This window comes from Amycolatopsis sp. NPDC114505, assembly GCF_055633615.1.
Map to the genome: position 1 here is coordinate 888,935 of NZ_JBVKDV010000002.1, position 14,964 is coordinate 903,898.

A 14,964-nucleotide genomic window follows, 5' to 3' on the forward strand; every position below is an offset into this window, starting at 1 on the left:
CCGATGTACCCCGTCATCACGGCTTCGGTACCCCTGCTCGAACCACCGGGCTGGGCGATCGCCCAGCGAGAGCTGTTCGCCCTGCTCGACCAGGCCTGGCGCCGGTTCGCCCGCGACTTCACCGGCCCGGACGGACGGCTGGCCTACGACGACGGGCTCAGCACCCGCGACGGCGTCGACGACTTCTACGAAACCTTCTTCAACTGGCCGCAGCTCTACCTGCTGGGCGGCGCCGACGACCTGCTCGCCGAGTCGGAGCTGCACTGGGAGGGTGTCACCCGGCAGCTGACCGAACTGGACATGCTGAAGGACGAGTACGAACGCGGCTACGACTGGTTCCACCAGGGCGAAAGCCTGCTGCTGCTGTACTTCCTGTGCATGGCGGCGCCCGAGCGGTGGCGGGAGCGCGCGCTGCGGTTCGCGGAGCTCTACGTCGACCCGGCTCACGGCAACTACGACCCCGTGCACCGCATCATCCGTCGGCCGCACAACGGCAGCGATCCGGCGCGCGAGGGGATCTTCGACGGTGGCTCGTACCCGTGGCTGCCCCGAGAGGCCGCGACGTACGGCTTTCCGCTGGAGTGGCTGCTGCCCGCGGACGCCGAGGAGCCCCCGCGGGATCGCGACCCGCGGCTGGGCGAGCAGATGCGGCGGCGAACGGGGGAGGGGGACACCGCGGTCAACCTGGCCGCCTCCGGGCTCGTCTTCAACGCCTTCCTGCTCTCCGGCGACCCGCGCTACCGAGACTGGCTCGCGGAGTACGTGGGCGCGTGGCGGGACCGCGCGTCGGCCAACAACGGCATCCTCCCCGACAACGTCGGCCCGGACGGGACGGTGGGCGGGTTGCTGGACGGACGCTGGTACGGCGGGCACTACGGGTGGTCCTGGCCGCACGGCTGGTACAGCGTCGGGCACGCCGCCGTCGTCGCCGCCCTGGCGGCCGCGCTCGCCACGGGCGACGAGACGTTCACCGACCTGGTGCGCCCGGCACTGGACGAGATCATCGCCCACGGCAAGGTCATGGCGTTCACCGAGGCGGATTCCAGCCTCGGCTCCAAGTGGTCGGTGCAGCTGCGGGAAGACGTGGACACCCCGGCGCTGCACGTCCCCTTCCGCTACGACGACCGGGGCTGGTTCGACTACAACCCGATGCTGATGGGCGTCCCGGCCGCGCTGTGGCACCACACGGCCGCGCCGGAAGACCGCGAACGCCTCGAACGGCTGCGGGTGGCCGGTGGCCACGACTGGCGAACCGTGCGGCCGTTCCGCAGCAAGGAGGAAGCCGGGCACGAGGAGCCGTGGCTCGCCTACCTCGCGGGTGACAACCCGGACTACCCGGAGCGCATCCTGGCCGCCGCCCAGGCCCAGGTACGGCACCGGCTGACCCGCATGGAGCGCTACCGCGGCCGGGCCGTGACCGAAGCCGACATCCACCTGTGGCAGCAGTCCAACCCCGTGGTGACCGAAGCCCTCGTCCAGCTCACCTGGGGCGCTCCGCAGGTCGTCTACAACGGCGGGCTGCAGCAGGCCCGCGTCCGCTACTACGACGCGCGGGCGGAACGGCCGGGCCTGCCGCCGTCCGTGGCGGCGCTGGTGTCCGGCATCGACCCCGAGGCGACCGTCGTCGAGCTGGTCAACCTCGACCCGCGGGAGCCGCGGTCGGTGGTCGTCCAGGCCGGCGCGTTCGCCGAGCACCACATCCGCGGCGTGGAGTACGACGCGTGCGAGGACCCGTCGTGGATCGGCGATCTCTACGACTACGGCCACCGCGAACCGGCCGTGACGACCGCGTCGATCGAGCTCGACGGCCCGTGGCTGCGGGTGGACCTGCCCCGGTCCAGCCGGATCCGGTTGACGCTGCGGATCGCCCTGCGGGCCCGGACGCCGTCCTACGTCACCCCGTTCGACGAGCGTGCCGCGTGAACCGACGGCCACTCGGCGACACCGGGCTGACGGTCTCCGAACTCGGTTTCGGCGCCGCCCCGCTGGGCCGGTTGCCCCGCGGCGGGGAACACCGCGGCATCGACGCCGTCCACACCGCACTCGAGCTCGGCATCACCTTCTTCGACGTCTCCCCGTTCTACGGGAACGCGGAAACCGTGCTCGGCAAGGCGTTGCGCGGTGTCGAACGCTCGGACTACGTGCTGGCCACCAAAGTCGGCCGGTACGGCGAGACGGAGTTCGACTTCGGCGCCGAGCGGGTCACCCGGAGCGTGCGGGAAAGCCTCGACCGGCTGGGGACCGGCCACCTCGACCTCGTGCAGTGCCACGACGTCGAGTTCGGCGACCTCGACCAGGTCGTGCACGAGACGATTCCCGCCCTGCGGGCCCTGCAGGAGACCGGTGTGATCGGCGCCGTCGGCGTGACCGGCTTCCCGCTGCCCGCGCTCGCCCACGTCGTCGGGCGGACCCGGGTCGACACGGTCATCTCCTACTGCCAGTACACGCTGCAGAACCGGCGGCTCGCCGCGTGGCGGGAATGGTTCGCGCGCCACGGAACGGCCGTCATCACCGCGTCGCCGCTGTCGATGGGAGCGCTCACCGACCGCGGGGCACCGTCCTGGCACCCCGCACCGGAAGACATCCTCCGGCGGTGCGCGGAGGCCGCCGCGCTGTGCCGGGACCGGGGCGAAGACCTCGCGCGCGTCGCCCTCCGGTTCGCGGTGGGGACCGGAGGCTTCGCTTCGACGCTGGTCGGTGCGGCCGATCCGGAGGAGGTGCGCCGGGACGTCCGCTGGATCACCGAGCCGGTGGACGACGACCTGCTGCGCGCCGTCGAGGAGTGCCTCGAGCCGGTCCGCGACCGCTCGTGGCCCAGCGGCCGCGCGGAAAACCAGGAACCGGAGGTGGCGGCATGACCGCGGTCCTCGACTCCCACGTCCACTTCTGGGACCCACGGCGGCTGCGCTACCCGTGGCTCGACGACGTCGCCCGGCTGAACCGGCCGTTCACCCCGGAGCACTTCCCCGTCCGGCACGACGTCATCGTCGTGGAGGCCGGGCGGATCCCCGGGGACGCCGGGGCCGAGATCGCCTGGCTGCGACGGGAAGCGCGGCGGTACCCCTGGATCCGCGGGATCGTGGCGCACGCCGACCTCGAGCGTCCTGAGGAAGCGGGCCGGTTCGCCGGCGACCCGTTCGTGGTCGGCGTCCGGCGCAACGTGCAGGACGAGGCCCCCGGCTTCCTCGAAGGTGCGGGCTTCCGCGCGGGCGTCCGCTCGCTCGGGGAGGCGGGGCTGCCGTTCGACGCCTGCGTCCGCGCGCACCAGCTGCCCGAACTGACCGCGCTGGCCGAAGCCTGCCCGCGGACCACCATCGTCCTGGACCACCTCGGCAAGCCATCGCCCGGCGGCCCCGGGTACGAGCGGTGGCGCCGGGCCCTGCGCCGGCTCGCCCGGCACGCCAACGTGCGGTGCAAGCTGTCCGGCCTGGCCACGGAGACCGCCCCGGGCACCCCGCGCGCGCAGGTGGTCGACACCCTGAAGGAAGCCCTCGACAGTTTCGGGCCCGGCCGGTGCCTCTACGGCAGCGACTGGCCCGTCATGACCCTGGCCACCGACCCCGAGGCGTGGCTGGACGTCGTCCACGCCGCACTCGACGGCCACCCCGCCGAAGCCGTGCTCCGCCGCAACGCCGAGCAGACCTACCTCGCCCGCGCAGCCCTCGGGCAAGCAGCAGGAAAGGACCCGGAATGAACGCTCCACCGCAGGACCCGCCCACCCGGCGGGTCGCCTACTCCGGCCACCGGAGCCTCGTCGTCGAGGCGGTGGATCCCGTGGCGCCGCCGCCCGGCCACGTCCGGATCGACGTGGCCTACACCGGGATCTGTGGCACCGACCTGCACATCTACCACGGGGACATGGACAGCCGCGTCCATCCGCCCGGCGTGCTCGGCCACGAAATGTCCGGGCGGGTCGCGGAGCTCGGCGCCGGTGTCGAAGGCTGGCGGCCCGGCGATTCCGTGACGGTCATGCCGCTGCGGTGGTGCGGCGAGTGCCCGGCCTGCCGGGCCGGTCACTCCCACGTCTGCCACCGCCTGGTGTTCCTCGGCATCGACGCGCCCGGGTCGATGCAGAGCAGCTGGACGGTCCCCGCCGAAACCCTGGTGCGCCTGCCCTACGACCTCCGGCTCGACCACGCCGCGCTGGTCGAACCCGTCGCGGTGGCCGTGCACGACGTCCGGCAGGCCGCCTTGCGGCCGGGGGAGCGGGCACTGGTGGTCGGCGGCGGGCCGATCGGGCTGCTCATCGCCGTCGTCGCACGCCGGTCCGGGGCGGCCGTCCTGCTGGCCGAGCCGGACCCGTTCCGCCGGTCGGTCGCGGAAGGACTCGGCCTGACCGCGCTCGACCCGCGTGCCGAAGGCTTCTCCGGAACCGTCGACCGGTGGACCGGCGGGGAAGGTGCCGCGGTGGCCTTCGAGGTGTCCGGAGCCGAAGCGGGTGTGGCGACGGCGGTCGGGGCACTGGCCACGAGAGGCCGGCTGGTCCAGGTGGCCATCCACCCGGCGCCCCGGCAGGTGGACCTCCACCGGTTCTTCTGGCGCGAACTGACGCTGGTCGGCGCCCGCCTCTACGACCGCGACGACTTCACCGCCGCGATCGGGCTCCTCGGCGAGGGGGCGATCCCGGCCGGTGCCCTGATCTCGCGGACCGAACCCCTCGAGCGGGCCGGCGAGGCCTTCGCGGCCCTCGAATCCGGCGCGGGCGTGATGAAGGTCCTCATCGACTGCGGCGCTTCCGGGGAGGCGGGATGACTCCGCTTTCCCCGTTCGACCTCACCGGCCGGTTGGCGGTGGTCACCGGCGCCCGCCGGGGGATCGGCCTCGGCATCGCCGAGGCGCTGGCCGCCGCCGGGGCGGACATCGTGGCCGTCAGCGCGCAGCAGGAGCCGTCGGGCAGCGAGGTCGAGAAGCGCGTCACCGCGCTCGGCCGCACCTGCACCGCGTTGAGCACCGACTTCGCCGACCGGGCCGCCGTCGCGGAGCTGGCGGACGTCCTCGCCGATCTCGGGCGACCGGTGGACATCCTCGTCAACAACGCCGGCACCATCGCCAGGGCCCCGGCCGCCGAACACTCCGACGCCGACTGGGACCGCGTCCTGACCGTCGACCTCACGAGCCAGTTCACCCTCGCCCGGGAGGTCGGCCGGCGCATGATCGAGCGCGGCCGCGGCAAGATCGTGTTCACCGCGTCGCTGCTGAGTTTCCAAGGCGGCATCAACGTTCCCGGGTACGCCGCGGCGAAGTCGGGGATCGCGGGTCTCACCCGCGCCCTGGCCAACGAATGGGCGGGACGCGGCGTGAACGTCAACGCGATCGTCCCCGGCTACGTCGAAACCGACAACACCCAGGCGTTGCGAGCCGATCCCGGCCGCTTCGCCGCGATCCTCGACCGCATCCCGGCCGGCCGCTGGGCGACCCCCGAGGACTTCGGCGGCGTCGCCGTCTTCCTCGCCTCCGCGGCGTCGGACTACGTCCACGGCGCACTGGTCCCCGTCGACGGCGGCTGGCTGGGCCGCTGAGCCCGCTCCCCGTTCCCTCGCACGATCCTCAAGGAGGACGATCATGCGTCACCCCGTCAAGAAAGTGCTGGCCGCGCTGGCCGTCACCGCCGGCGCCGCGGCACTGACCGCCGTCCCGGCCCAGGCGGCCGGGCTCCCCGCGTTCACGATCGTCGTGGCGCCCCACGGCGGCGATACCCTGCAGCACGCCCAAAAGCTCGCCCGCACGCTGTCCGCGCTCGCGGACGTCCACGTCGAACTCGCGGGCGGCACGTACCGGCTGAACGCCCCGCTGAAGTTCACCGGCGAGGACTCCGGCCGGGGCGGCCACACCATCACCTGGCAGGCCCGCCCCGGCCAGAAGCCGGTGCTGTCCGGCGGCCAAGCCGTGACCGGGTGGAAGCTGCGGGATCCGGCGGCGAACATCTTCGTCGCCGACGTGCCGAAGGGCGCCGATTCGCGGCAGCTCTACGTCGACGGCGCTTCGGCTCCCCGGGCGGCGATCACCATCGCGCGGACCGACGTCCAGGTCACCGCCACCGGCCTGACCATCGTCAACCCGGCGTTGAGCTACCTGGCCACCCTGCCCGCCCAGAACCGGATCGAGGTGGAGAGCCAGAACTCCTTCACCGACCGGTACGCGCCGGTGCGGAGCATCGCGGGCACGACGATCACCATGCAGCAACCGGCGTGGAACAACAACAACTGGGGCTACGACACCCTCGCTCGCCCCTTCGCGGGCGGGACGCTGCTGCTGGAGAACTCGTACTCGTTCCTGCAGACCGGGCAGTGGTACCTCGACCCGGCGGCCGGGAAGCTGTTCTACAAGGCCGCGCCGGGACAGTCCCCGGCCGGCAAGGACGTCGAGCTGCCGCGCCTGACGTCGCTGGTCCAGGTGAGCGGGACCTACGACCGTCCGGTCCGCAACCTCGCCTTCCACGGGCTCGGCTTCGAGCACACCACCTGGCTGCAACCCGGCACGTCGATCGGCTACGCCGACCAGCAGAGCGGCGCGTTCATCGCGTCCGCCTTCCCGCAGCCCGCCGACTTCCTGACCTCCTGCCAGATCGGCTGCCCCCTGTTCGAGGCGGCGCGCAACAGCTGGCACCAGGTTCCCGCCGCCGTCCAGGTCTCGGCGGCGGACGGCATTTCGTTCGAGGGCAACACGTTCGCCCACCTCGGCCAGGTCGCCCTCGGCATCGGCAACGACGCCAACGCGCACGCGAGCGGCGTCGGCCTCGGCGCGTCCGGCATCACGGTGCGGCGCAACACCTTCACCGACGACGCCGGTTCCGCCGTCGTGGTCGGCGGCGTGCAGCCCGACGCGCACCACCCGGGCAACCCCGCGATGACGAACGAGAACGTCACCATCACCGACAACCTGGTCACGAACGTGGCGCGGGACTACAAGGACATGGCCGGCATCCTGAGCACCTACGTCACCCACGCCGTGATCGAGCACAACGAGGTGTCCGACCTGGCCTACGACGGCATCGACGTCGGCTGGGGCTGGGGCGCCAACGACCCCGGTGGCAGCCAGGACTACCGCAACCGCGGCCTGTACGCCTACCAGCCCGTCTACACCACGCCGACGACGCTGAAGGACACCGTGGTCCGCTACAACCTCGTGCACGGGACGAAGAAGGTCTTCCACGACGGCGGCAGCATCTACAACCTGTCGGCCGACCCGGGTGCGGTCATCGACCGGAACTACGTCTACGACAACCACAACACCGTGGGCCTGTACCTGGACGAAGGTTCGCGGTACGTGAGCCTGTCGAGCAACGTCATCCAGGACGCCGGGGTCTGGGCGTTCACGAACGCGAGCGGTACCAACAACACCGACGACAACACCTTCACCGGCAACTGGTACGACACGGGCGTCACACAGGTCGCGACCGGCGCGCCGCACAACAACGTCCTGGACGGCAACGTCAAGGTCACTGACGCGAACTGGCCGTCCGCCGCGCAGGAGGTGATGCGCGAGGCGGGCATCTCCCCGGCGGGGCACTAGGAGCTGTCCTGTAAGTCATCGGAGCCAGAGCACGATAGCGGCGATGATGAGTTCGGCCTGGTAGTAAGCGGCGCGTTTGGCATAGCGAGTGGCCAGATCACGGAACTGCTTGAGCCGATTGAAGCACCGTTCCACCACGTTGCGCTGCTTGTAGACCTGCGCGTCAAAGGCCGGTGGTCGCTCGCCGCGGGAGCCCTTGCTCTTGCGGCGGGCGATCTGGTCGTCACGTTCCGGGCTGACGAACGTGATCCGCCGGTCTCGCATCACCTGCCGGGTCGAGGGATGCGCATAGGCCTTGTCCGCGATCACCGTCTCCGGCCGGCACCGCGCCCTGCCCGGCCCGAGACGGGCGACGCTGATCCCGTCCAGCAGCGGCACCAGCTGCGGGTTGTCCCCGGCCTGGCCCGGCGTGAGCAGGAACCGCATCGGCAGACCACGCCCGTCCACCGCGAGGTGGATCTTGGTGCTCAGCCCGCCGCGGGACCGCCCCAGTCCTTCTCCGCCGCAGGCGAGGACTTCGATGGCGTCGCTGCATCCCCCTTTTTCCGCGCACCAGCAGCATGCTGATGCGCCCGGACCACGCTCGAGTCGACCGAAATGATCCACTCCAGGTCGCCGATGGCGTCATCTTTGACGATCACCCGGTCCAGGATCCGCGCCCAGGTGCCGTCCTTGGTCCACAACCGCAACCGTTCGTGCGCGGTCTTCCACGGGCCATAGCGGTCGGGCAGGTCATGCCACGGAGCACCGGTGCGCAGCTTCCACAAGATCGCGTTGATCACCTGGCGGTGATCACGCCACCGCCGACCACCGCCTTGCTGCGGTGGCAGCAACGGCTCGATCACCGCCCACGCCTTATCTGTCAACTCATCGCGACCAACCACGTCTGCAATCCAACCGGACCGCAGCTAGATCACTTACAGGACACGCCCTAGCCCACGCGGCGGTGGCGATCGTCTTTACCCGGTCCGGGTCGCCCTATATGTTGTCACCCACAACATATAGGTCGTGCCGCGTGGAGGTGCCGTTTCGATGAAGAAGCACGGCGAGACCGGTGCCGCGAGGCCGGGCCGGAGTCGCGCGGCATCGGCTGTGGTCGTCGGCTGCCTCCTGGCGGTCATGGTGACGGTGCCGGCCGCGGCCACACCCGCGCCCGGCCGGTCCGGCGAGGGGTGGGTGCTGAGCACGAGCGACCCGTCGGCGAACTACTCGCCGACGTTCGTCGGCAACGGCTACCTCGCCGCACGCGTACCGGCGGCGGGGCAGGGGTACAGCAGCAAGCCCATCGTCACGCAGTCCCAGCTCGCCGGCTTCTACGGCGCTCCCTCGGCCGGGCAGGAGGAGCGAGCCGGCCTGCCGACCTGGACCACGCTCGGGTTCGGCCGCGGCGCCGACGTCTACGGACAGGGGGAGTGGTCCTGCGGGTTCGGGCAGCTGTGCCCCGCCGCGTACGGCAAGATTTCCGGGGGCGCGTTCGTCGAGAGCTCGCACCCCGGCTCCACCGCCGGCTCGTACCTGGCCGGGCTGAACACCAACGACACCCCGACGGTCGGTGGCACCGACGTCCTCCCGATCCGGGACGCGCCGGCCGGTCCGGCGACGCTGGCCGTGCGCTACGGCAACGGCAGCGGCGGCCCGCAGACCCTCCACATCGGCGTGAACGGCGGGTCGCGGCAGGTGTCCGTGCCGAGCCTGGCCGGGTGGGACGACTGGGCGGTCGTGACCGTGCCGGTGACGCTGAAGGCGGGCGCGAACACGCTCGAGGTCACCGTGGCCGACGGAGACACCGCGCGGGTCAACGTCGACTACCTCGCGCTGTACCCGGACGGCGCGCAGCCACCGACCCAGGTCGCCGCCGCCACGGTCGGCACCACCACCGGCTACCGGCAGTCGATCGACCTGCGTACCGGAGTGCTGACCACTTCGTTCGACTGGACCTCGCCCGCGGGCGACATGACCAGCTTCGCCTACGAGGTCAACGCCAACCGCGCGGACGGCCACCTGGGCACGGTCAGCGTGCGGGCCGTCCCGCACTGGAGCGGCACGGCCACCGTGGTCGACGAGTTCGACGGCCGCGGCCTGGACCACGCTTCGACGAAAGACCCGAAGGTGGATGGACGGTCCGCGACGCTGTCGCAGACCGTCGTGAGCGACGGGAACCTGGTCACCGCCGCGATGAGCTCCGTCCTGCGCGTCGACGAGAAGGCGGTGCCGACCCGGGCGATCGCCGACCCGGGCGACGGTGGCGCCGGTCAGCGCGCGGACTTCCGGGTCCGCGCCGGAGTGCCGGTGACCGTCACCAAGTACGTGGGTGTCGCCTCCAGCGTCGACACCGACCGGCCATTGGCGGCCGAGGCGCCGCGGCAGGCGGCCGCGAAGACCGCGGCTCGTGCCGCCGCGGACGGCTACGGGCGCGCGCTGGCCCGCAACGACGACGCCTGGTCGCGCCTCTGGCGGTCGAGCATCTCGGTCCCCGGTGACACCACTATGACCGCGCAGATCCACGCGTCGATGTTCTACCTGCTCGCGAGTGTGCGCGCCGGGGTCGCCTGGAGTGCCAGTCCGGGCGGGTTGTCCTCGGACGGGTACAGCGGGCACGTGTTCTGGGACATGGAGACGTGGATGTACCCGGCGCTGCTCGCCCAGTACCCCGACATCGCCGCCGACGCGAACACCTACCGGCAGCAGCGCCTGCCGGCGGCTCAGGCCGCGGCCGCGGCACTGTCCACTCCGGACCACCTGATCAAGGGCGCGAAGTTCCCGTGGCAGAGCGCGTTGACCGGCAAGGAGACGACTCCGGACTGGTCCCCGGACGGCAAGCAGGAAATCCACATCGACTCCGACATCGCGCTGGCGCAGTGGCAGTACTACGAGGCGAGCGGCGACAAGGCGTGGCTGCGGGACAAGGCGTGGCCCGTGCTGCGGGGCATCGCCGACTACTGGGCCACGCGCGCCGTGCCCGACGCGGACGGCACGTACGCCATCAAGGACGTCAAGGGCGCCGACGAGTACCACGACAACGTCGACAACAGCGCGAGCACCAACGCCGGGGCGCAGGCTTCGCTGCGCATCGCCATCCGTGCCGCGGGGATCGTGGGCCGGCCCGCCGACCCGGCGTGGGGCAAGGTCGCCGACGGCCTGAAGATCCCGGTGGACGCGGCCGCGAACATCCATCCCGAGTTCGACGGGTACGCCGGGCAGACCGTCAAGCAGGCCGACGTCACGCTGCTGCAGTACCCGTGGGCGGTGCCGATGCCGCCCGGACTCGCCCAGAACGACCTCGACTACTACGGGGCGCGCACCGACCTGAACGGTCCGTCCATGACGGACGCGATCGCGACCATCGCCGGCGCTGCCCTCGGATCGCCCGGGTGTGCCGTCTACAGCTCTCTGGTCAAGAGCGCGGGCCCGTACCTGGCCGCGCCGTTCGACCAGTGGTACGAGACCCGCACCGGGGGAGCGTTCGACTTCACCACCGGCCAGGGCGGCTACCTGCAGGAGTTCCTGTACGGGTTCACCGGCCTGCGCTGGGGAACCGACGCGGTCACCATCGACCCCTTCCTGCCACCGCAGCTGCCGGGCGTCGACGTCACTGGGGTCAAGTGGCAAGGCCGCACGTTCGACCTGTCGGTCGGCCGCCAGACGACGAGTCTGCTCCTGCGCGCCGGCCCGCCACTCCCGGTCCGCGTCGGTATCGGCAGCCGTGACGTACGCCAGGTCAGGCCCGGCACCACCCTGCGGGTACCCACCCGGCACCCCGGAGGCGACCCGACGAACTGCGGTTCCTGACCGGGTGGATCGAGGCGTCGGCGGCTCCGAAACGCCGGACCTGAGCACCTGCGAATCGCCCGGACGGAACGCACGCCGGTCGAGGGACGCGGCGTGCGGCTAGGGCGTGTCCTGTACCGAGTAAGTGGAACAACCAGGAGAGAAGGGAACGGAGCCATCATTGGATCGCCCGCAGCGGCCGGGTAGTGCCGCGCGGGTGCCGCAGTTCCATCGAGTTCGGAGGTGGTGCTCGGTCACGAGTCAGCGATCCCCGCTCAGTCCGGCTTTCGGCCGGACGCGGGTGCAGGAAGCCGGCGGCGACGCCGGTTGACAATGGTGAAACCCATTTGATCCCTGACCAGGAAGGGCCGGACACGCCGAGCCGGGCCGACAAGTTCGACGACGAGGACTATCCCGCCTACACGATGGGCCGGGCCGCGGAAATGCTCGGCACGACGCAGGGTTTCCTGCGCAGTCTCGGCGAAGCCGGGCTGATCACGCCGCAACGCTCCACCGGCGGGCATCGCCGCTATTCCCGGCGGCAGCTGCGCTTGGCCGCTCGGGCGCGGGAGCTGGTCGACGAGGGCACCGCCATCGACGCGACTGCGCTCTCGAAGACCAGCTCCACGAAGCCCAGCGGCTCAACACCGAACTGCGCGCCGGCGACTGAACCGGTTGCGAAGAGATGACGACGGCGGGTCATCGTCCCGGCATGACCCGTCAGGCGACCGTGAAGCCGGCCTAGTTCCCGCCGTTGAGACGGTATTCCGCGTTCACCAGCTCGAAGAGCTCGGCCACCGAGGTGTCCTCCGACCGGCGGTCGAAGGTGATCTCGCCGTGCTGCAACAGGTTCACGCGATCGCACACGTCCGTCACCTGCCCGTAGTTGTGGGCGATGAGGATGATCGCGATGTCCCCGCGCTGCTTCAGCTCCCGCAACAGGCGCAGGATCACCGCGCTCTCCTTGGCGCCCATCGCGGCGAGCGGCTCGTCGAGCAGCAGCAGCTTCGCTTTCGAGTACACCGAACGGGCCACCGCGATCGCCTGCCGTTGACCGCCGGACAGCATGCCGACCTCGGCGGTCACCGAAGGGATGTCGATGCCGATCGAGTCCAGTGCCTCGCGGGCGCGGCGCTTCATCTCGGAGCGCCGCAGGAACGGCAGCCCGCGGTGGGTGAGCTCGCGGTTGAGGTGCAGGTTCAGGTACACCGGCAGGTCGTTGATCATCGCCAGGTCCTGGAACACCGTCTCGATGCCCAGCGACCGCGCGTGCACCACGGACTTCAGCGTGGTCGGCTCGCCCTCGAACGCGATGCTTCCCCCGTCCGGCTGGTGGTAGCCGGTGAGGATCTTGATCAGCGTCGACTTGCCGGCGCCGTTGTCCCCGATGAGCCCGAGGATCTCTCCCCGCCGCACATGCAGGTTGATGTCGGCGAGCGCGGTGACGGGCCCGAACTTCTTGCTGATGCCCTCGACCCGGATGATCTCCCCGGCCGGCTCGGTCACGGGTTCGCCGGTCATGTCCGCTCCCGGGATCCGACGCGCTTGCGCACCACGATCAGCGTCACGTTGAGCACCATCGCGCCCAGGATGGCGGCGCCGAGCACCACGTTGAACGCGTTCGCGCTGACGCCGGTCAGGTTGAAGCCGTCGAACACGATGCCCAGCAGCAGCGCGCCGAGGAACGCGCCGACCACCGTGCCGGACCCGCCGAGCAGCGCCGTGCCGCCGATCACGGCCGACGCCACCGCGAAGAACATCGTGGTGAACCCGCCGTTGGTCGGGTCGTAGGAGCCGACGCGAGTTCCTTGCAGGATGCCGGCGAGGCCGGCCAGGGTGCTGGTGATCGCGAAGTTGACCACCTTCACCCGGTTGACCGGGATGCCGGACTCCGCGGCGCCGACCGGGTTGCCGCCGGTGGCCTGCGTGTGGATGCCGAAGCGGGTCGCCGAGAGCACCACCTGCATGACGACGACCGCGCCGAGGGCCCACAGGAACTCGGTCCAGCGCGCGCCGCCGAACACGTCGAGCACGCCGCTGTTCTTCGGCGTGCCGACCGGGCGGGCGTTCGAGATGATCAACACCAGGCCCTGCAACAGGAACGCCATCCCCAGCGTGGTGATGAACGACGGGATCCCCAGCACCGTCCGGATCAGGCCGTTCGCCAAGCCGACCAGCGTGCTCACCACGACCGCGCCGAGCAGCGCGAGCCACAGCGGCCAGCCGTTGACGAAGAACTGCATCATCATGAACGGCGCCAGGGTGAACACGAACCCGGCGGACAGGTCGATCTCGCCGCAGATCAGCAGCATCACCTGTCCCCCAGCGATGATCGACCACGGTGCGACGTACTGCGCGATCGTCTGGTAGTTGTCCAGGGAGTTGAACGCCCCGCTCGTCACCGTGAAGTAGATCCCCGCGGCGATCGTGACCAGCAGGATGCTCAGCTCCTTGACCTGCATCACGCCGAGCAGCACGGGCTTCGACGACATCGCCGGCGCCTACCGGCTCAGCACCGACGCGGGCGGCAACGGGATCGAAGCCGGCATCGCGAGCACGTCCTTGTTGTCGCCGCCCTCGAACCTGCTCTTGGCCGTCGCGTAGGGGCCGACGTTCTCCTTGGTGACGAACGTGAGGCCGGTGTCGGTGACCGGTGGCGCGACCAGCGTGCCGGACAGCCGGAACAGGTAGAGGTAGAGCACCGACAGGAAACCTTGCAGGTAGGGGGACTGGTCGATGGTGAAGTCGAGCGCGCCGTCCTTCACCCCGGTGACGGTGTCGTCGAGCAGGTCGAACCCGCCGCTGCCGAGCTTGCCGGACAGCTTGCGGTCGGCGACCAGCTTCGCGCACGCGGCGGTGCTGCCGGCGTCGACCGCGTAGATCCCTTTCACTGCACTGTTTCCGGTGTAGGCGGCGGTCATCGCGTTGAGTTCGCCCGCCTGCTCGGCCCCGGTGTTCACCGACTGGACGCGCACACCCGGCGCGGCCTGCTTGAGCGCGTCGGTGATGCCGTCGAGCCGCGGCTGGACGTTGTTGCCGCCGGGCTGGGAGATGCCGACCAGGATGTCGCCGGAGGTGACCTTCTGCGCGATGCGTTGTCCCATCCGGAATCCGGACAGGTACAGGTCCTGGCCGACGTAGGTGAGCGGGTAGTTGCCGGCCGCGCTCGCGTTGTAGGCGATGACCGGGATGCCCGCGCCCAGCGCGCGTTTGGTGAGGTCGACGAAAGCGTTGTCGTCGGTCAGCGCGACGGCGATCCCGTCGGCCTTGCCGGTGATCGCGGTCTCCATGGCGCTCGCCATCTGGGCGACGTTGCCGTTCTCCGAACCGGTCCACTGGGGTTCGGGCACGCCGAGCAGCGCGGCGGCGTCGGCGAGCCCGGTCCGCGTCGGTACGAAGAACGAGTTCGTGGTGACGTGGTTGACGAACACGAACCGCCACCCCGGCGTGCTCGGGAACGGGCCCGACTTGCCCCCGTTCTGGGCTTCCTGGACGCCGGTGCACGCCGACAGCACCGCGCTCGCGGCCACCGTCGCCCCGCCCGCACCCAGGTACTTCAGTGCTGTTCTCCGGGAAGTGGCATTCGTTCCAGCAGTCATCGTGACCCCGCAATCGTCTCAGCGGCTGTGCTCCGGCTACGACGGGTCTCTCACGGTCCAGCGTCGATGACCGTAGCAGACGTAT

At 70.9% G+C, this 14,964-nt stretch carries 11 protein-coding genes and 1 pseudogene; 8 read left to right on the top strand and 4 right to left on the bottom strand.

Going from position 1 to position 14,964, the window contains the following annotated elements:
• Nucleotides 1-3 precede the first annotated feature (3 nt).
• Genes ACZ7OU_RS22260 through ACZ7OU_RS22285 form a run of 6 tightly spaced genes read left to right on the top strand, consistent with a single transcriptional unit; the run spans nt 4 to nt 7,512 of the window.
• A complete protein-coding gene (locus tag ACZ7OU_RS22260; RefSeq protein ID WP_470256486.1) occupies nt 4-1,923 on the top strand; it encodes a DUF8034 domain-containing protein in 1,920 nt (639 codons plus the stop codon).
• On the top strand, nt 1,920-2,858 hold the full coding sequence (locus tag ACZ7OU_RS22265) for an aldo/keto reductase (protein WP_470256487.1): 939 nt from the start codon (nt 1,920-1,922) through the stop codon (nt 2,856-2,858). The genes ACZ7OU_RS22260 and ACZ7OU_RS22265 overlap by 4 nt, the downstream gene beginning before the upstream one ends.
• Entirely contained in the window at nt 2,855-3,694 is an 840-nt protein-coding gene (locus ACZ7OU_RS22270) for an amidohydrolase family protein (RefSeq protein WP_470256488.1), read from the top strand. The genes ACZ7OU_RS22265 and ACZ7OU_RS22270 overlap by 4 nt, the downstream gene beginning before the upstream one ends.
• Nucleotides 3,691-4,752 carry a zinc-dependent alcohol dehydrogenase gene (locus tag ACZ7OU_RS22275; RefSeq protein WP_470238200.1) on the top strand — a complete coding sequence of 354 codons (1,062 nt, stop codon included), beginning with the start codon at nt 3,691-3,693 and terminating at the stop codon, nt 4,750-4,752. Before ACZ7OU_RS22270 ends, ACZ7OU_RS22275 begins: the two co-directional genes overlap by 4 nt.
• Entirely contained in the window at nt 4,749-5,519 is a 771-nt protein-coding gene (locus ACZ7OU_RS22280; RefSeq protein WP_470238199.1) for an SDR family oxidoreductase, read from the top strand. The genes ACZ7OU_RS22275 and ACZ7OU_RS22280 overlap by 4 nt, the downstream gene beginning before the upstream one ends.
• A 43-nt stretch (nt 5,520-5,562) precedes the next feature.
• A complete protein-coding gene (locus ACZ7OU_RS22285; protein ID WP_470256489.1) occupies nt 5,563-7,512 on the top strand; it encodes a right-handed parallel beta-helix repeat-containing protein in 1,950 nt (649 codons plus the stop codon).
• A gap of 15 nt (nt 7,513-7,527) precedes the next feature.
• On the opposite strand, the gene ACZ7OU_RS22290 is transcribed toward ACZ7OU_RS22285, so the two are convergent.
• A protein-coding gene (locus ACZ7OU_RS22290) for an IS5 family transposase (RefSeq protein WP_470256490.1) occupies nt 7,528-8,396 on the bottom strand; the annotation gives its coding sequence in 2 pieces (ribosomal slippage) (nt 7,528-8,022 and nt 8,025-8,396; 867 coding nt in all).
• Nucleotides 8,397-8,544: 148 nt separating this feature from the next.
• Here ACZ7OU_RS22290 and ACZ7OU_RS22295 point away from each other — a divergent pair.
• A complete protein-coding gene (locus ACZ7OU_RS22295; RefSeq protein WP_470256491.1) occupies nt 8,545-11,301 on the top strand; it encodes a glycosyl hydrolase family 65 domain-containing protein in 2,757 nt (918 codons plus the stop codon).
• A gap of 326 nt (nt 11,302-11,627) precedes the next feature.
• Nucleotides 11,628-11,950 (top strand): annotated as a pseudogene (locus ACZ7OU_RS22300) (helix-turn-helix domain-containing protein).
• Between the two features lie 71 nt (nt 11,951-12,021).
• Here the strand turns inward: ACZ7OU_RS22300 and ACZ7OU_RS22305 are convergent.
• The 3 genes from ACZ7OU_RS22305 to ACZ7OU_RS22315 are packed head-to-tail and all read right to left on the bottom strand — an operon-like array spanning nt 12,022 to nt 14,879.
• Nucleotides 12,022-12,801, bottom strand: coding sequence for an ATP-binding cassette domain-containing protein (locus tag ACZ7OU_RS22305; protein ID WP_470256492.1), 780 nt, complete (start codon nt 12,799-12,801; stop codon nt 12,022-12,024).
• Nucleotides 12,798-13,772 (bottom strand): ABC transporter permease, encoded by a 975-nt coding sequence (locus tag ACZ7OU_RS22310; RefSeq protein ID WP_470256493.1) that lies wholly within the window; start codon nt 13,770-13,772, stop codon nt 12,798-12,800. The genes ACZ7OU_RS22305 and ACZ7OU_RS22310 overlap by 4 nt, the downstream gene beginning before the upstream one ends.
• Before the next feature lie 9 nt (nt 13,773-13,781).
• Nucleotides 13,782-14,879 (bottom strand): substrate-binding domain-containing protein, encoded by a 1,098-nt coding sequence (locus ACZ7OU_RS22315; protein ID WP_470256494.1) that lies wholly within the window; start codon nt 14,877-14,879, stop codon nt 13,782-13,784.
• Nucleotides 14,880-14,964 lie beyond the last annotated feature (85 nt).